At 67.5% G+C, this 16,041-nt stretch carries 17 protein-coding genes and 2 pseudogenes; 11 read left to right on the top strand and 8 right to left on the bottom strand.

From position 1 onward, the window contains the following. Positions 1-276: 276 nt before the first annotated feature. Positions 277-540, bottom strand: coding sequence for a hypothetical protein (locus tag ACIRCZ_RS20230; RefSeq protein WP_402856705.1), 264 nt, complete (start codon positions 538-540; stop codon positions 277-279). A gap of 57 nt (positions 541-597) precedes the next feature. Here ACIRCZ_RS20230 and ACIRCZ_RS20235 point away from each other — a divergent pair, with 57 nt between their 5' ends. Then, positions 598-1,179, top strand: coding sequence for a DUF4240 domain-containing protein (locus ACIRCZ_RS20235; protein WP_402856708.1), 582 nt, complete (start codon positions 598-600; stop codon positions 1,177-1,179). Positions 1,180-1,715: 536 nt separating this feature from the next. Here ACIRCZ_RS20235 and ACIRCZ_RS20240 read toward each other — a convergent pair. Continuing rightward, positions 1,716-1,988 (bottom strand): hypothetical protein, encoded by a 273-nt coding sequence (locus ACIRCZ_RS20240; protein ID WP_402856711.1) that lies wholly within the window; start codon positions 1,986-1,988, stop codon positions 1,716-1,718. A gap of 377 nt (positions 1,989-2,365) precedes the next feature. Between ACIRCZ_RS20240 and ACIRCZ_RS20245 the strand changes: the two genes are divergently transcribed. Further along, positions 2,366-3,052: a hypothetical protein gene (locus ACIRCZ_RS20245; RefSeq protein ID WP_402856714.1), complete on the top strand. Its 687-nt coding sequence runs from the start codon at positions 2,366-2,368 to the stop codon at positions 3,050-3,052. 218 nt (positions 3,053-3,270) lie between these two features. Further along, a complete protein-coding gene (locus ACIRCZ_RS20250; RefSeq protein ID WP_402856716.1) occupies positions 3,271-4,662 on the top strand; it encodes an FG-GAP-like repeat-containing protein in 1,392 nt (463 codons plus the stop codon). Positions 4,663-5,023: 361 nt separating this feature from the next. Here the strand turns inward: ACIRCZ_RS20250 and ACIRCZ_RS20255 are convergent, their stop codons facing one another. Continuing rightward, the gene (locus ACIRCZ_RS20255) at positions 5,024-5,221 is read right to left on the bottom strand and encodes a hypothetical protein (RefSeq protein WP_402856719.1); all 198 of its coding nucleotides are present in this window, start codon (positions 5,219-5,221) and stop codon (positions 5,024-5,026) included. 82 nt (positions 5,222-5,303) lie between these two features. Here ACIRCZ_RS20255 and ACIRCZ_RS20260 point away from each other — a divergent pair, with 82 nt between their 5' ends. After that, positions 5,304-8,138, top strand: coding sequence for a helix-turn-helix domain-containing protein (locus ACIRCZ_RS20260; protein ID WP_402856722.1), 2,835 nt, complete (start codon positions 5,304-5,306; stop codon positions 8,136-8,138). A gap of 82 nt (positions 8,139-8,220) precedes the next feature. On the opposite strand, the gene ACIRCZ_RS20265 is transcribed toward ACIRCZ_RS20260, so the two are convergent. After that, complete coding sequence (locus ACIRCZ_RS20265; RefSeq protein ID WP_402856725.1) at positions 8,221-9,207, bottom strand: ATP-dependent DNA ligase; 987 nt, start codon at positions 9,205-9,207, stop codon at positions 8,221-8,223. Positions 9,208-9,349: 142 nt separating this feature from the next. Here ACIRCZ_RS20265 and ACIRCZ_RS20270 point away from each other — a divergent pair, with 142 nt between their 5' ends. Further along, a complete protein-coding gene (locus ACIRCZ_RS20270) occupies positions 9,350-9,649 on the top strand; it encodes a hypothetical protein (RefSeq protein ID WP_402856728.1) in 300 nt (99 codons plus the stop codon). Continuing rightward, on the top strand, positions 9,646-10,017 hold the full coding sequence (locus ACIRCZ_RS20275) for a hypothetical protein (RefSeq protein ID WP_402856731.1): 372 nt from the start codon (positions 9,646-9,648) through the stop codon (positions 10,015-10,017). Before ACIRCZ_RS20270 ends, ACIRCZ_RS20275 begins: the two co-directional genes overlap by 4 nt. Positions 10,018-10,127: 110 nt before the next feature. Here ACIRCZ_RS20275 and ACIRCZ_RS20280 read toward each other — a convergent pair whose 3' ends face one another. Next, a complete protein-coding gene (locus ACIRCZ_RS20280; RefSeq protein ID WP_402856734.1) occupies positions 10,128-11,420 on the bottom strand; it encodes a UDP-glucose dehydrogenase family protein in 1,293 nt (430 codons plus the stop codon). Between the two features lie 273 nt (positions 11,421-11,693). Here ACIRCZ_RS20280 and lexA point away from each other — a divergent pair, with 273 nt between their 5' ends. Next, positions 11,694-12,368, top strand: coding sequence for a transcriptional repressor LexA (gene lexA, locus ACIRCZ_RS20285; RefSeq protein WP_402856737.1), 675 nt, complete (start codon positions 11,694-11,696; stop codon positions 12,366-12,368). Positions 12,369-12,398: 30 nt separating this feature from the next. On the opposite strand, the gene ACIRCZ_RS20290 is transcribed toward lexA, so the two are convergent. Both ACIRCZ_RS20290 and ACIRCZ_RS20295 read right to left on the bottom strand, forming a co-directional pair. Beyond that, a complete protein-coding gene (locus ACIRCZ_RS20290; protein ID WP_402856794.1) occupies positions 12,399-12,860 on the bottom strand; it encodes a hypothetical protein in 462 nt (153 codons plus the stop codon). Then, a pseudogene (locus ACIRCZ_RS20295) lies at positions 12,745-13,411 on the bottom strand (Ku protein). Before ACIRCZ_RS20295 ends, ACIRCZ_RS20290 begins: the two are co-directional and overlap by 116 nt. A gap of 71 nt (positions 13,412-13,482) precedes the next feature. Here ACIRCZ_RS20295 and ACIRCZ_RS20300 point away from each other — a divergent pair. Continuing rightward, positions 13,483-14,130 carry a LysE family translocator gene (locus tag ACIRCZ_RS20300; RefSeq protein ID WP_402856740.1) on the top strand — a complete coding sequence of 216 codons (648 nt, stop codon included), beginning with the start codon at positions 13,483-13,485 and terminating at the stop codon, positions 14,128-14,130. Between the two features lie 67 nt (positions 14,131-14,197). Here the strand turns inward: ACIRCZ_RS20300 and ACIRCZ_RS20305 are convergent, their stop codons facing one another. Then, a complete protein-coding gene (locus tag ACIRCZ_RS20305; protein ID WP_402856743.1) occupies positions 14,198-14,692 on the bottom strand; it encodes an HNH endonuclease family protein in 495 nt (164 codons plus the stop codon). Here ACIRCZ_RS20305 and ACIRCZ_RS20310 point away from each other — a divergent pair. The 3 genes and pseudogenes from ACIRCZ_RS20310 to ACIRCZ_RS20320 all read left to right on the top strand — a co-directional run bounded on the left by ACIRCZ_RS20310 (position 14,664) and on the right by ACIRCZ_RS20320 (position 16,021). Further along, the gene (locus ACIRCZ_RS20310; protein WP_402856746.1) at positions 14,664-14,984 is read left to right on the top strand and encodes a replication initiator; all 321 of its coding nucleotides are present in this window, start codon (positions 14,664-14,666) and stop codon (positions 14,982-14,984) included. The two genes, ACIRCZ_RS20305 and ACIRCZ_RS20310, sit on opposite strands and share 29 nt — an antisense overlap. A gap of 13 nt (positions 14,985-14,997) precedes the next feature. Beyond that, positions 14,998-15,345, top strand: a pseudogene (locus ACIRCZ_RS20315) (transposase); the annotation flags it as partial. A gap of 295 nt (positions 15,346-15,640) precedes the next feature. Then, positions 15,641-16,021, top strand: a complete 381-nt coding sequence (locus tag ACIRCZ_RS20320) for a hypothetical protein (RefSeq protein ID WP_402856749.1) — start codon at positions 15,641-15,643, stop codon at positions 16,019-16,021. The last annotated feature ends 20 nt before the right edge of the window (positions 16,022-16,041 follow it).

Genomic DNA, 16,041 nt, shown 5'->3' on the forward strand with positions numbered 1-16,041 from the left:
CTGGGAACGACGCGACGACATCCACGAGGCTTTCCTCGGCCTCGCCACCTGCCTGATCACCCACCGGCACGTCCAACACCTTTGTTAGGACCTCTTAGGAGGAAGGTTCCAGATGTCGTCCCAGCCGGTAGCACGTGCCCACCGTGCCGGAGAGCGTGCTGGTCGTAGCCGGTCAGGAACGCCGTCAGCATGTGGAAGGAGGTTTTGCCGACGAACATGCCGGGACGCTGGCCGACGTTGGCGAGGTACTAGCGCTCGGTCAATCCGAGAGGGATTTCATGAGCCCCCCTCGTGGTCTCCGGAGCCGTCGTCCTGGGCTGGAGCAAGCCTGCGGCGGGCCGCTTCGAGGCGTTCGGTGTAGTCCGCTGCAAAGATCCCCGGTAGCGATTTGTCGAGCGTTCCGGCGATGCGGTGAAGGGGCGCCCAAGCGGCACCGTCGATGAGACGGCTGAGGTCCGTCATCTGCACTCGCTCCAGCCAGTCCGACAGGATCAGTGCCTCGTCCGGGGTGAGTCTGATGATGATCTCTGGGTTTTCCACCGCTCGAACATAGTCCGTGGACTGTGCGTTGTCAGAGGTGCCTGGCACAGTGCCGCCGTGGACATCGATTCCTTCTGGGAGCTCATCGAGGAGTGCCGACGGCAGGCACAGGGGCCGGACGAACGGCTCGCGTGGCTGCGTGGCGCACTGTCGCAGAGGTCGATGGCAGAGGTCGTGCAGTTCCAGGTGCGCTTGGACGAGGTGACGCACGAGGCGTTTACGTGGGATCTGTGGGCAGCTGCGGATCAGATCTTCGGCGGCTGGTGTTCGGATGACGGATTCTGCTACTTCGGCCTGTGGTTGGTGGGACTCGGTCGGGATGCCTTCACTCAGGCGGTGGCTGATCCCGATGTCCTGGCGGCCACTCCGGAGGTCCAGGCTCTGGTGGGTCGTCCGCGGGATGCATGGAGCGACGACTGGCCCGGATGGGAGTCGCTCGACTACGTCGCCAAGGAGGCGTACGGGATCCTGGCTGGTGTGGACGACGAGTGCGGCGAATCCTTCAACGAGGCCGTTGACGCTGAGAAGGGTGATGGAGGTGGCACCTCCGGACCGCTCGGTGAGCAGTGGGACGTTCGGCGCGAGGATGAGGCAGCACGCAAACTGCCGAGACTGCGCGTGATGTTCCCCCTGCGATAGCGACCTGACCCGGTGGCGCGAGCGGGCGCAGGCCGCCCCATCAAGTTCCAGAGCCCGGACAAGCCGAGTGGCCGCGAGGCCATTTGCCGTCACATCCGGGTCGGCGTCGGGCCGTACCAGAGGCCCCAGTTCCACCTACAACTCGTAGCCGACCAGTTCGGACCATGTCGCGGCCCAGTACCACCCCGAGACGTTCAGCTGCCTCCGGTACGACGGAAGGCACCCACCTTCGTGGCCGTCTCGAGCCGGTCCAGCCACATCACCTCAAGCGGCCCACCGCGGGACGGGTCATAAAGATCAACAAGTGGCCAAGGTGGCTGAGGCAGACGTCACCCCCTTCCAGCACGACACGGACAATCAGGTGCAAGCCGAGGGCTGCACCCGCCCTTACTGGAACTGGCGACGTGTGCGGGTCGCGGTCCTGCCGTCACTCGAATGTCAGGGCGTATGGAGCATCAACTGGTCTGGTGTCGGGATACGTTGGTCAGGCGAAGGGGTGCCCGAGGTAAACAAGCCCAGCAGAGAGGCCCGAGGACCTACAGGCCGAGCCATCCATAGAGGCGCGGGTGCCGGGTTTCCGCCGGGCAAGGGTCGTCGTCGCCGAAGCCGAACGTGGCGCTCGTACGGGTCCCCTGAGTGTGGCCGGGGTCGTAGGTGGACCCGTAGGGGTCGGAGGACAGTGTCGAGCCTACGGCTTGGCAGTCGCCGCCGACCGGCTGCACGGCCCACCAGGCGAACAGGCACAGAGCCGCGATGGCGCCGAAGGTAGCGAGCTGGCGGCGAGGGGTCGATATGAACGGTGAGGTCACCACGGGATGGTACGGACCAGCATCGTGCCGCCGAGAGGCGCCCTATGTAGCTCGTCAAGGTGGCGGGTCACCTTGCTGGTGATGCTGGCTGGAGAAGGGTATTCGGTTGAGGCGTCAGGCGGGGAGGCGCGCGGGCTGGCATGTCGCTTACGGGGGGGGCAAGCGACGGAAATGACCGCCCGGGCTTTGACCCGCCTGTGAGCCGAGGATCCCCCTGGTCGTCAGCGACCTTCAGTGGATGACCGACTGACGTCAGGACCATGGGCACAGCCTCCACCCGTCAATCACACGCGGTAGAGGTCTAGTTGCTCTAGGTTGGACGGGTGATCTTCTCGACTGCACGTGCCGCCCGCCCCCGTCCGACACCCCATCGACAGGTGCGACGTCTGCCAGTGGCCGGGGCGCTAGCCGTGCTGGTCACCGCAGCCCTGGCCGGCTGCACCAATGGACAATCCGCAGCAGGAGGGACGGACAAGGCCCCGGCCCCGACCTCCTCCGTGACCACTGCCCCTCAGGTCCAGACCGGGGGATGCCCTGTCCTCGCGGACCGTGACACGTCCCCGCTGACCAGGGCCCCCAAAGACGTCCAGTGGGCCATCTTCCGGACGGAAGCGCTGCCCCAGTCCACAGCGGCCGGCCCAGCCGTGACGGAACGCGACATGACCCGCTGCTTCGCCCACACCCCCACCGGGGCCCTCATCGCCGCGGTGCAGATCTCCACCAGAGCGATGCTCGCCAGCAACTGGACGGAGGTGTGGGAGAAGCAGACGTACGGCCCCGACAAGGACGCCACCCTCAAGCAACTGCGAACGCAGTTCGGGAACGGATCTCTCGGGACCCCAGACCCGGGCGAACTTGGACAGGTCGCCGGTTTCCACTTCGTCACCTACAACGACGACACCGCCGTCATCGACCTGCTCATGCGCTACCCGGATGGCTCCCTGCAGGTCACACCCCAGACGGTGCGCTGGCACAACGGCGACTGGCAGGTCGAGATCAACGAGAACGCGCAGCGCCGCACCGTGAAGTCGGCCGCGGGCTTCGTTCCCTGGGGCGGCATCTGACGCGATCACCACCGGTCGCTATGTGGGGAGCAACCCTTGTGGCTCCTGGTGAGTCCTGTGACCATCAGGTGCTACTTGATCTTTAGCTCCCATGTCGCCTGCATACCCTGCTCACGCCGACCGGTGATCCAACGGGTCTTCCCACAAGTGCCCGTGCCAGCAACAGGAGTTGTCCTATGCGTCCATCCTTGCGTGTCTCTCTTGCGACGGCTGTCGTCGTGACGCTCACCGGGGGCTTCCTCAGCGCGACGGAGGGACCGGCTGGCGCGGCGCCGGCGTCTCAAGCTGATGACTTCAACGGCGATGGATACCGCGACCTGGCCGTCGGCATGCCGGAGAAGACGGTCAACGGGCACAAGCGCGCGGGCGCGGTGGTCGTCACCTTCGGATCGTCGACGGGCTTGACGAGCAAGCACGTGGTCGTGACGCAGGACAGTGCGGGGGTGCCGGGAGCCGCTGAGACCGAGGATCTGTTCGGTACCGATCTGTCCAACGGCGACCTGGACGGGGACGGATACGCGGACCTGCTGGTCACCAGCGAGAGGGAAAAGGTCGGCGACCTCTCCGAACGGGGGTCGGTCACTGTCCTGTGGGGAGGGAGCACGGGCTTCCGGTCGGGCACCGCGCTGCCGACCGCGCTCTCCTACAAGGAACAGTGGTTCGGTACGGACACGGCAGTCGGAGACTTCGTCGGCGACGCCTCCCCCGACGTGGTCGTCTCTGACTCCGCCAGCTTGTGGCTGTTCGAGGGCGGTTTCAGCCGCACCTCGATACCGGCCCCGATCGACGTCGACCGGCGGCCCGGCAACGACTACGGTTTCGGGCAGCTCGCAGCGGGTGACTTCACCGGCGACGGCAAGGATGAACTCGCGGTGGCCGCGCCGGGCGCGACCGTGATCTTCTCCGAGGACGCTGAGGGCTTTCACGACCAGCAGGCCCTTGGCGGCGGAACCACGCTGACCACCGGCGATCTGAACGGTGACGGACGTGACGATCTGGCGGTCGGCCTGCCCGACCCCTACCTCGACGACAACCACCTCACCGACCCGAGCGGCAACTCCGGGTACGTCACGACCTACTACGGAGGAGGAACCGCCCCCGGCGGCCTGAAAACGACCCGACACACCTTCCACCAGAACACCTCAGGCATCCCGGGAACCAACGAGAGCGGCGACGAATTCGGCGCAGCCCTCTCGATCGCCGACATCAACGGCGACGGACCCGCCGAACTCGCCATCGGCATCCCCTGCGAATCGCTCGACAGCGCCCACTGCGGCGGCGACGTCCTCGTGCTGCGCGGCTCCGCCAGCGGCACCGTCACGACCGGTGCCACCCGCTACTCGCAGAACTCCTCCAATGTCCCAGGCACGGCCGAGAACAACGACACCTTCGGCTACCGGATCCTCCTCGCAGACTTCAACCGCAACGGCAAGGCCGATCTGGCCGTCTCCGCACCCGGCGAGAACGTCGTCAACAACGTGGGCAGCGGCGCCCTCTGGCAACTACACGGTGCCACAAGCGGCCTCACCACCACGGGGACCGACGTCTTCAACCCCGCCGACTATGGCGTCAGCACGGGCTCCCGCCTCGGCGACGCCCTCGGGGACTGAGAGCAAAGAGACTGGGCCCGATCCTGCATCGGGGTCCAGTCCCCCGGCGACGCGCGGGAGCAGGATGACGCGCGTTTCCGCGGTCCGCGTGGGACCGTGAATACAGGTGGGGCCCGTCGACATCCCCCGAACGGCAGGCCCCACCTGCCCCCGTCCGCACGTGTGCGCACATCGAAGGGCCACTGTCCCTCGGCCGCCGTGTCTCCGTCCAAGCCCAACCTCGATCTCTCGCCCCTGGTGAGTGAGCGTCTTGCGCATGCAGCGGCAGGCTCGCTCGGACCCGCGCGGAGATTGGGGTTCCGGTACGAACTCTGTCACCAGCCGCACATGGTGGTGCCTGGGAGCCGAGGACAGCTGGGCGTCACGTGAGGAGGGGAGCGAGCGCCGCGGTGATGGCGGCGGCGAGGGCGAGGACGGCTGCGAAGGCGCCAGCGGCGCGAGTGAGAGCCGTCGGCCAGGTCGCGTTGTCGACACGAGCCAGCAGGGCAGCGCCGGCGGCGGTCAGTAGCGCCACGACCAGAACAACAGCGACGGCGATGAGGAAAATAGCGACGGCCACAGCAGCCTCCCTGAACACGGTGGGGTGTTGACAGGGACGAAGCTCGCGGAACGGCTGTGCGCCATGGTCCACGGAGACGAAGATGAACACGGGCGCACACTCCACACCGGGGGACCATCACATGCACGAAGAACCGGATCGCCGCAGTCCCGCGCAGGCCGAACTGCGCAGGAGACTCGACGAGGGACGGTCCCGCGCCCGCCTGAACCAGACGCAGCTCGCCAGGAACGCCGGTGTGAGCCGGACGACGGTGTCGAAGGCGTTCTCAGTCCGCGAGGGCGTGCCGTCGGTGGACACGGTGACCCGGCTGGCCCAGGCGTTGAAGCTGCCGGTGGGCGAGTTGCTGGAGATTCAACGGACCGCGGCCGAGGAGGCAGGCGCGGCGCCGGCCGACGTGTCGGGGCCGGGTCGGCCGATCGGGCAGTGGGAGCCGCACGAGTTGGAAGTCCATCCCGCCGGCTTCGGCTTGAGCACGTCGGACGCCGACGGTGTGCGGGCACTGCCGGGGTACGTGCGACGCGAGCACGACCAGGTGCTGGCCGACGCGGTCGCGGCGGCCGCCGCGGGCCACAGCGCGATGATCGTTCTGGTGGGGACCTCATCGACGGGCAAGACCCGGGCATGCTGGCAGGCCGTCCAGGCACTCGCGAAGAAGAGATGGCGACTATGGCATCCCTTCGACCCGACCCGCGCCGAAGCCGCGCTGGCAGACCTGCACCGGGTCGGGCCGCGCACCGTGCTGTGGCTGAACGAGGCACAGCACTACCTCGGCGACCGGAAATTCGGCGAGCAGATCGCGGCGGCAGTGCACCAGCTGCTGATCGACGACAGACGTGGGCCGGTCCTGGTCCTGGGCACGCTGTGGCCCGAGTACGCCCATGACTACACCGCCCTGCCCGAACCGGGCCGAGATGATCCGTACAGCCGGGTGCGGGAACTGCTCGCCGGCCGCACGGCGAGTGTCCCCGACACGTTCGACACCGCAGCCCTGGCCGCTGCGACGGCCCTTGCCCAAAACGGCGACGCTCTGCTAACCGATGCCCTCACCCGCAACCAGGACAGCGGCCGGATCACCCAGGACCTGGCCGGAGCCCCCGAACTCCTGCGCCGCTACGAACAGCCCCGCCAGGCTGCCGCCCGTGCACTGCTGGAAGTGGCGATGGACGCCCGCCGCCTCGGCGTCGGCCTCCACCTTTCCCAGGCCTTCCTGACCGACGCCGCCCCCGACTACCTCAGCGACGACGCCTACGACCAACTCAGCGACGACTGGGCCGAACAGGCCTACGCCGAACTCGCCAAGCCGGTTCACGGCAAGCAAGCGCCCCTGCGCCGCACCACCCCCCGTCCCCCACGACGCCCGCCCACCCCCACCACCGACGCCGACACCACTGTGGCGTCGCCCACGGGCCCAGTGTTCCGGCTCACTGACTACCTCGAACAACACGGCCGTACCTCCCGCCGCTACCTGTGCCCACCCGCATCCTTCTGGAACGCCGCCCACACCCACCTCACCCACCCCGAGGACCTCAACAACCTCGCTGACGCGGCCGAAGCCCGGCACCGCCTGCAGTGGGGTCACCACCTCCGTCAACGAGCCGCCGACCATGGCGACACCGTCGCACTGTCCCGTTTGGCCCGGATGCGGGAGAAGTCCGGGGATCGGGACGGGGCCGAGGTTCTGGCCCGGCTGGCCGTCGACCATGGCGACACCAGCGTCCTGTGCCGCCTGGCCGGGATGCGGGTGGAGGTCGGGGACCGGGACGGGGCCGAGACTCTCTACCGTGAGGCCGCCGACCACGGCAGCGCCATCGCCTTGTCCAGCCTGGCCATGATGCGGGAGGAGGCAGGGGACCGGGACGGGGCCGAGGTTCTGGCCCGGCAGGCCGTCGACCACGGCGACACCAGCGTCCTGTCCCGCCTGGCCGAGATGCGGGAGAAGGCAGGGGACCTGGACGGGGCCGAGACTCTCTACCGTGAGGCCGCCGACCACGGCAACGCCATCGCCTTGTTCAGCCTGGCCATGATGCGGGAGAGGGCAGGGGATCGGGACGGGGCCGAGGCCCTGGCCCGGCAGGCCGCCGACCACAGGGGCGCCGCCGTACTGTCCAGCCTGGCCATGATGCGGGAGAACGCAGGGGACCTGGACGGGGCCGAGACTCTCTACCGTGAGGCCGTCGACCACGGCAACGCCATCGCCTTGTTCAGCCTGGCCATGATGCGGGAGAAGGCAGGGGACCGGGACGGGGCCGAGGCCCTGGCCCGTGAGGCCGCCGACCACGGCGACACCAGCGTCCTGTCCCGCCTGGCCGAGATACGGGAGAAGGCAGGGGACCTGGACGGGGCCGAGACTCTCTACCGTGAGGCCGTCGACCACGGCAACGCCATCGCCTTGTTCAGCCTGGCCATGATGCGGGAGGAGGCAGGGGACCGGGACGGGGCCGAGGCCCTGGCCCGTGAGGCCGCCGACCACGGCGACACCAGCGTCCTGTCCCGCCTGGCCGAGATGCGGGAGGAGGCAGGGGACCGGGACGGGGCCGAGGCCCTGGCCCGTGAGGCCACCGACCACGGCGACACCGACGCCCTGTCCAGCCTGGCCATGATGCGGGAGGAGGCAGGGGACCGGGACGGGGCCGAGGCCCTGGCCCGTGAGGCCACCGACCACGGCGACACCGACGCCCTGTCCAGCCTGGCCATGATGCGAGAAGTGGCAGGGGACCGGGACAGAGCCGAGAGCCTGGCCCGGCAGGCCGCCGACCGCGGCAACACCGGCGCCCTGTACGAACTGAGCGTGACGTCGAACGCCTTTAAGAGGCTGTGGCCGTACGGGCTGGCCCCAGATGGCACACCGACATCTCCGTGGCGACCTTCCGTGTCGATTGCGTCACGGTGTAAACCGGCACCGCCGGGCGCGTCATAGGGAAGCCGCCGTTTGAGGCGGAGTTCCTAACGGCATCCCAGGTTCACGTGCAGCTCTGAGCATGCTGAACGGTGGAGGCAAGTCAGCCGGTGGGAGGACGGAACGGCTGGACGTCGGAGACGCCCAGGTCGGGCCGCGCTCGTTCCAGTCTCACGGGGTGTCGCCACCGGCCGCCGACATCCAAAGAAATGTCGACACTCACCTCGACCACCACGCTCGGCTCGACGAGCTGCACCTCGAGCATCTTCGTGCTGCCCCAGCCAGCGGAAAACCGGCGTCCTCTCCACGGATGCTGTCTGGCCTCCTGGGGACTGAGCAGATGCCCGACGCTGGCAGCGGTCACGCGGCTGACGACAGATGTGCGCCCGACGAAGTGAAGGCGGCCGTCCTCGTCCTGGCGCGCCAGCAGGAGGGTGGACGGTGCTTGGATTCGGCCGGTCACAGCTCCCACGATGGCCTCACTCGTATGGCGAACCCTCGCCTTTTCCCAGCCTCGCATCCCACCCTGATAGACCCCGGTAAGCCTCTTCGCGACAATCCCTTCGATCCCAGCCGGCGCCCACTCCCGCATCCACGACAGCGCCTCATCGCGGTCCAGCGTCATGGGGCACAGCGTCCAGGGCGGCTGAAGCTCCTGTTCGGCGAAGAGCGCCTCGAGGCGGGCCCGCCGGTCACGGTAGGGGAGGCGCGCCACGTCCCCGTCCGGGCCGTCGACGCGCAACAGGTCGAACGCGACGAAGTGAGCAGGGCTGGAACGAACCTCGGCTTCGACGGACGATGGGCGCCGGTTGAGGCGGCGCAGCAGGCGTTCGAAGGCGAGCTTGCCGTCATGCCAGATCACGATCTCCCCGTCCAAGATCACGGGTGGCAGGTCCCGGGCGGCCGTCGTGATCTCCGGAAATCCGGCGTTCAAGAGCGTGCCCTGCCGGGAGCGGATCTCTACGGCGCCTGCTGGATTTCGGCTGATGATCGCGCGGAATCCGTCCCATTTTGCCTCATATGCGTAGGGTCCGGTGGGAGGGGTTTCGACAGGTTTCGCCAGCATGGCCGCAGGCAGTCGCCATTCCATGGGCTCAGCGCTACCACCAAGGCCGTGGCCTTCAATCCTCTGAGTGCCGGGTCCGGCCGGTGCGGTCGGCAGCGCGGTCGCTGGCCGGTCTCGTTCTGCCGAGGCCTCGGTCCCCGGCGGGGTGCGCTGGTACCGTCCTCATATGGACGAGAACGGACCTCAGCTGCCTTTCGCCCCCGACGAGTACGCGCGTGTCGAGAAGGCCGCGCAGCTGGTTGGTAAGTCTCCGGAGGTCTTCGTCCGTGACGCCGCGCTCGCCGCGGCCGATGATCCCTTCATCAAGGCCCTGGACCGGACGCGCGAGCGGGTCGCGCAGCTCTCCGAGGTGTTCGCCACGCGGGACGTCCAGGAGGCCCCCGCTGATACAGCGGCCTACCCCGACCCGGCGCCCATGGGAAGCCGGGACCTGTCGGAGATCCGGCAGCACGGCCGCGCGGCGTGACGCGCTTCCTCACCCCTCAGGAACTCCTGCAGATCGCCCAGACCCTTCCTGGTGATCCTGCCTGCCTCGACCTGGGGGTCCTGGACGCCGTCAGTGCCCGGGTGCAGGCCCACTACATGGGCCGGGACGTCTATGCCAGCGATTGGCTGAAGGCCGCGGCGATGCTGGAGACCGTCGCCCTCCACGAACCCCTGGAGGCGAAGAACGAATTCTTCGCCTGGCTGGTCGCCGAGACTTTCCTGAGCACGAACGAGAAGTCCATGCGCTATGAGCCCGAGGACGCCCTCGCCCTCGTCATGCGCGCCAAGCACAAGGGCACCGGCGTGCAGGAGATCGCGGCGCAGCTTCGCGCCTGGGCCACCGCCTGACCTGCGTCTAGCGCGAGTCTGCGAGACCACCGCCGCCTCGCGTCCAGGCCGATGCAGCCGGGCCTCGCCCGTGGTGCGAGCGAGGCCCGGTCCTTCCGGAAGCAGGAGCGCTAGGGCCGGCCCACCGACATGTAGGTGAAGCCGAACTCGCGCATCTGCTGCGGGTCGAGCAGATTGCGGCCGTCGAAGAGGACCGGCCGCCGCATCTGCTGGGCCGCCTGCGCCCAGTCGATGTCCTTCAGCTGAGCCCATTCGGTGACCACAACCGCGGCGTCCGCGCCCTCCAGCGCCTCGTCCGGCGTGGCATGGCGGGTCGTGGAGCTCCACGGCTCGGCGTCCGGGGTGCGGGCCAGCGGGTCCCAGCAGCGGACCCGGGCCCCTTCGGCGAGCAGCCGGGAAGCCAGGACGGTGGACGGCGCCTCGCGCATGTCGTCGGTACCCGGCTTGAACGCCATCCCGAGCAGAGCGATCTCCCGCCCGGCCAGGTCGCCGAGGGTGTCCTTCAGCTTCTGGATCGCGCGGCGCTTTTGGATGTTGTTGACGTCGATGACCGCCGAGAGCAGCGGCGGGTGGAAGCCGGTATTGCTGGCGAGCTGGCGCAAGGCCTCTGAGTCCTTCGGGAAGCAGCTGCCGCCCCACCCGATGCCCGGCCGCAGGAAGTGCCTGCCCAGGCGGTGATCGAGGCCGACCGCGCCCAGAACCTCTTCCGCGTCGGCACCGGTGTTCTCACACAGAGTGGCGATCTCGTTGGCGAAGCTGATCTTCGTGGCGAGGAGGGCGTTCGAGGCGAGCTTCACCATCTCCGCCGACCGCACGTCCATCGTCACCACCGGAGCGACGATGCCGTCATGCAGGCTGGCGATGAACGCGGCCGCTTCCGGGTCGTCGGCACCGATGACGATGCGGTCCGGGTTCATGAAGTCCCCGACCGCGCGTCCCTCCGCGGTGAACTCCGGATTCGAGGCGTAGGCCGTGCCGGTCAGCCCCGCCTCGTCGAGGGCCGCCCGCGCGCGGGCTCCGGTCCCCACCGGAACCGTCGACTTCATCACGACCGCCCGCAACTGCGTCGACCCGGCCAGCGAACGGACAACCGACCACACCCGCGACAGGTCGGCATCCCCGGACGCGGACGGCGGGGTGTCCACGCACACGTACGCGACCTCGGCGCCATCGAGGGCCTCCGCGAGGTCGAGCGTGAACGTCAGACGCTCCTTGTTCCGGGCGATCATGTCGCCCAGACCCGGCTCGTAGATCGGCACCTCGCCGGCCTTCAGGACCCGCACCTTCTCCGGGTCGATGTCCCGTACGGCCACCCGGTGACCGAGCTCCGCGAGACAGACGCCCGTCACGAGCCCGATGTACCCCGCCCCGAAAACCGCGACCCGTCGCTCCCGGTCCGCCATGGTTGTGCCGTCCAATCTCGGCAGGCCCGAATCGACTCACTGCCAGGGAAGTTGCAGATGAACCCCGCGAAGGGGCAACCACCCTATCCCTCACCGGCCCACTCGCCGGACGCCTGCAACACCCACCGCAGCGGCCCAGGAGTCGTTCTGCCGTGTGAGATGCGAACGCCCCGCCGTAGTGGTGAGCACACGCTTCCCGCTCCAGGCGTTCCATTTGCGCCAGATGGCGGGTTAAGGTCTCGTTCCGAGAGGATCTTGACGGAGGTGCGGGGGATGGAGAACGGCACGCAGGGACGCGCAGGTCGGCCCCCGGGCATACGGACACTCGAAAGCGGCCTGACAACCCGGCAAGCGGCCATCGTCCAGTACATCAACGAGTCCGTGGCCCGACAGGGCTACCCGCCCTCGATGCGGGAAATCGGCGCAGCGGTGGGACTTTCTTCGACGAGTTCCGTCGCGCACCAGCTGATGGCACTGGAATCCAAAGCTGTCCTCTACCGCGACCCGCACCGGCCCCGGGCCTACCGAGTACGCCCCTCCTGGGCACCCGAACTCGCCGACGGCCGCGAGACGAAGCCGGTCGAGGTGCCGCTCGTCGGACGGATCGCCGCCGGCGCCCCGCTGCTCGCCGACGAGATGGTCGAGGACGTCTACTCGATGCCCCGCCAGGTCGTCGGCGACGGTGACCTGTTCGCCTTGACCGTGTCCGGCGACAGCATGATCGACGCGGCGATCTGTGACGGCGACATTTTGACCGTCCGCCGCCAGGACAGCGCCGACCACGGCGACATCGTGGCCGGCCTCCTGGGCGAGGAGGCCACGGTCAAGGTCCTCCACCGGCAGGACGGCAAGGTCTGGCTGATGCCCCGCAACCCCGCCTACGAGCCGATCCCGGCCGACGACGTGAAGATCCTCGGCAAGGTCGTCGGCGTCCTGCGCGTCCTCTGAAACCCACGCCGACCGGGGCCCGGACCCCGGTCAGGCGCTGCGCTTCTTGGGGGCCGGGGCCTTCTTGGCCGTCTTCTTCGCCGCGGTCGTCTTCGAACTGGTGGTCTTCTTCGCGGCTGTCCTCTTGGCCGGCGTCTTCTTCGCGGTCTTCTTCGCCGCCGTGGTCTTCTTCTTCGGCATCTCGTGGACGGTGGCGTCCTCACCGCGGGAGGCCTTCGCCTTGGCCACCGACTCCTGGAGCGCGGCCATCAGGTCGACGACCTTGCCCGGCGCCTTCGGCTCCTCCACCGCGGGCGGCTCACGGTGCTCACGCTTCGCTTCGAGGAGAGCCTCCACCGCCTGCGTGTACCGGTCGGTGAACTCCTCACCCTCCAGGTCATCGCGGGTGAGCCGGTCGATGAGGTGCTCGGCCTCGGCGATCTCGTCCTTCGTGAGCTTCACGTCGTCCGGCTTCAGCTCGGACGGGTCGCGGATCTCGTCCGCCCAGTGCATGGCGTGCAACCCTCACGTTGTCCCTCACCCGCAGCAGACCCAGGCGCTCCCGGCCGGACCAGGCGTACTTCGCGATGGCCACCCTCGACGACCGCTCCAGCGCCTTGCGCAGCAGCGTGTAGGGCTTGGCCGCGACCTGGCCGTCGGGCTGGAGGTAGTAGCCGTCGCCGATCTGGATCGGGTCGATCGACTCCAGTGACGAAGGCCTCGATCTCGATCGCCTTCGCCGTCGCCAGGGGCATCTCCCGCAGTTCCTCTTCGAGGACCGGGATGATCTTTTCCGTCGTGAGCTGATAGCCCTTGCCGATCTCCGCGTTCGGGACCTCGCGGTCCTCTATTTCGCAGACCTTCTGCACCCGGACCCGGGACATGTCCTCCAGGTGGACCTGATGGAAGCGGACACTGTGGCCCTCCCGGGCGCTGACCACATGGATGGGCACCGTGACCAGGCCAAACGAGATGGCTCCGCTCCATACGGTTCTGGGCACGGCTGACCTCCACAGGGACCCCCGGGGGATTCTCAGCGTATGAGCGAGCTCGGCCGGCTGCACTTCGGCGCGGCATCAGAGTCCCGAGGCTGCCGTCTTTTCCGACGATCCACCCGCGGCTATCGTCCGTGCGTATGCCCGTGAATCTGAGCTTGGTCGTCGGTTTCCTGACTCTCTCGGCACTTCTGTCGGTGATCCCGGGGCCATCTGTCTTGCTTGAGACCAGCCGTGCCATCACCGTGGGGCGTCGATCGGCGATGTGGATCGTGCTGGGGAACGCTCTGGGCGGTCTCATCCTCCTGGCATTCGTGCTCGCTGGACTTGGAGCGATCGTCGCGACATCGGCCAATATCTTCTTGGCTGTCAAGATCACCGGCGCGTGTTACCTGTTCTGGCTGGGCGTCAGCGCGCTGCGCTCTGCTCGGTCAGACTCCGGGGATGAGCCCTTCGCCGCCGCCGTATCACCAGGTAAGACGTCGTGGGCTCGATCGCTACGGCAGGGCCTTCTTGTCGGTGTCGCGAATCCGAAGAGCGTCGTGTCGTTGGTAGCCGTCCTGCCTCAGTTCGTTGACCACTCCCGCGGAAGCGTCATCGTCCAGATGCTGGTCCTGGGCCTTGCCGGGGGCGTGGCCCAATCAGTCATCGAAACCATCTGGGTCTGCGCCGCCGGTTCAATGCGGACCTGGTTCCTGGCGAAGTCCCGCCGTATCCGAAGTCTGAAAGCAACCGGCGGAGTTGCCATGATCGTGTTTGCCAGCAGGCTCGCAATCGAAAGCCCGTGACTTTTCCCAGGTCCTCCGGGACGCCAGCCGCACGACCTGGGCGCCAACCCCCAGAACGCGACGAGCGTCAGCCGGTGGCACGACCGGGGGCCCGCCGTAGGCGCACGCCCTTCACCAAGTATCCGGTCGTCGAGATCAGGAAGCCGGCGACACAGAGCCACAGCCAGAACGAGGCAACCAGCCGGCCCAGTTCGAAGCCAACGAAGAACCGCTCGCGGTCGTCCACGGCCAGCTTCCACCGCAGCTTCGTCGCGACCCAGTCCGCGGCGTACGTACAGCGGGCGTCGAGGAGAGGAGTGAGCCAGTCGGCCGGGTCCTGGTCGGCCTTGGACCGGTTGGTGCGCGCGGTGACCGCGACGAGGCTGCTCTCGGCGTCGAGGTCGTTGGCGTAAGCCTCGCGACGCTCGGGCGTCCAGGCGGAGGCGCCGGAGTCCCAGGCCTCGGCGAGCGGGACCATGTGGTCGATGTCCAGGCCGCCCGGGGCGGTGACGGTGACGCCGTCGTAGAACGAGTACCACTGGCCGGCGGTCACCTTGCAGCCCGGCCCGATCGTCGGCTGCACGCGGGACTCGTCGATCGCATGCGGCAACCGGCCTGCCTCGCCCTGCCCTTCCTGCGCCCGCCCCTACGCCGGGGACACCCACCACCTGATCCGCGCCGGGATCACCGGCGACGTGAACAAAGGGAGTCTCCCCAATCGTCCGGTGTGCGGGCCTGTTGCCGGCCGGTCGTTGTGGCGGGCAATCTGTAAACAGGGCGGCCAAGAGGAGGCGCGGCGTGAATTTCGTGTGAGTCGTCGTCAGCGCCGATGGGCACGAGGACTTCACGGGCCTTGCTGTCATCGGCAGGGTTGACCAGCCTGCGTTGCCTGTTGACCGGGGCGGAACCGGCAGCAAGCACCACCTGATCACCGATGCACCTGCTTCCCGCTCGCCGTCACCCTGACTGGCGGCAACCGCAACGACGTCACTGAGCTCATCCCGCTCCTCGAAGCCGTGTTTCCCGGGCGGGGTAAACGAGGCCGGCCCCGTCGCCGCCCGGACGTCGTGCTGGGTGACCGCGACTACGACCGCGACAAGTACCGCCTCCTCGTCCGAAAGTTCGGCGTGACGCCCGTCATCGCCCGCTGGGCACCGAGCACGGCTCTGGCCTGGCACCCAACGCTGGGTCGTGGAGCGTGCGTTCGCCCACCTGCACTGGTTCCGCCGCCTGCGGAACACGCGATGACACCCACGAACCCTTCTTCACCCTCGGAAGCCGCTTGCCTGTTGGCGACGCCTGAAGTCAAACCGATAGGAGGTCTAAAGTGCGTGAACTTGATCAAATACGACACTCAATGAAAATAAAGAAGACGCACCCAATTGCCGCATCTCGATAAGTATTCACCTTGACGCCAGCCATTATTCACAATACTTTTACCTGAAGCTCGTAGGTGCAGGAATCCGCAGGCACACATGGGAGAGATTCTTTGAATAAGTCTCGATTGACGAATGTCGCTGCAGTTTGCGCTATGACAGCTGCCCTATCGCTCGCCATGGCCCCCGGAGCTTCCGCGACCATTTATACCGGGAATGTTACCAATGCGTACGATGGCAACGAATCGCACCGCTGGGACGAGGAGCAGTATTCGGAGCTTGACTTCTACAACTGTCAATCGCTCCACCATCAGAGCGTTCAAATAACCTATTATCGAGCGCTTGACTTTAAGCCTGACCCCAGTTATGACCAGAAGCTCTTCACGGCATGCTTTAAGGCCGGTGGTGTAAGCGTTGGTGAATGGCATGATCTCCCATGGGGAATGTACTACTTCCAAATTGGGGCAATCGACAGCGGAGACTCCAACACGATCGACGTTGAGAGTTGGACGATTGACACCACTAAGGCCGACTAGCGTCAGATGATTTTGAGGGT

The organism is Leifsonia sp. NPDC102414 (assembly GCF_044765685.1).
Taxonomy (GTDB): Bacteria; Actinomycetota; Actinomycetes; order Actinomycetales; family Microbacteriaceae; genus Leifsonia.

What these genes read in the sequence shown, in the direction of transcription:
- ACIRCZ_RS20260 (WP_402856722.1), top strand. Translation starts at nt 5,304, where the DNA reads ATGAACACGGGCGCACACTCCACACCGGGGGACCATCACATGCACGAA.
- ACIRCZ_RS20265 (WP_402856725.1), bottom strand. Translation starts at nt 9,207, where the DNA reads ATGGAATGGCGACTGCCTGCGGCCATGCTGGCGAAACCTGTCGAAACC.
- ACIRCZ_RS20270 (WP_402856728.1), top strand. Translation starts at nt 9,350, where the DNA reads ATGGACGAGAACGGACCTCAGCTGCCTTTCGCCCCCGACGAGTACGCG.
- ACIRCZ_RS20280 (WP_402856734.1), bottom strand. Translation starts at nt 11,420, where the DNA reads ATGGCGGACCGGGAGCGACGGGTCGCGGTTTTCGGGGCGGGGTACATC.
- lexA (WP_402856737.1), top strand. Translation starts at nt 11,694, where the DNA reads ATGGAGAACGGCACGCAGGGACGCGCAGGTCGGCCCCCGGGCATACGG.
- ACIRCZ_RS20290 (WP_402856794.1), bottom strand. Translation starts at nt 12,860, where the DNA reads ATGCACTGGGCGGACGAGATCCGCGACCCGTCCGAGCTGAAGCCGGAC.
- ACIRCZ_RS20300 (WP_402856740.1), top strand. Translation starts at nt 13,483, where the DNA reads ATGCCCGTGAATCTGAGCTTGGTCGTCGGTTTCCTGACTCTCTCGGCA.
- ACIRCZ_RS20320 (WP_402856749.1), top strand. Translation starts at nt 15,641, where the DNA reads ATGACAGCTGCCCTATCGCTCGCCATGGCCCCCGGAGCTTCCGCGACC.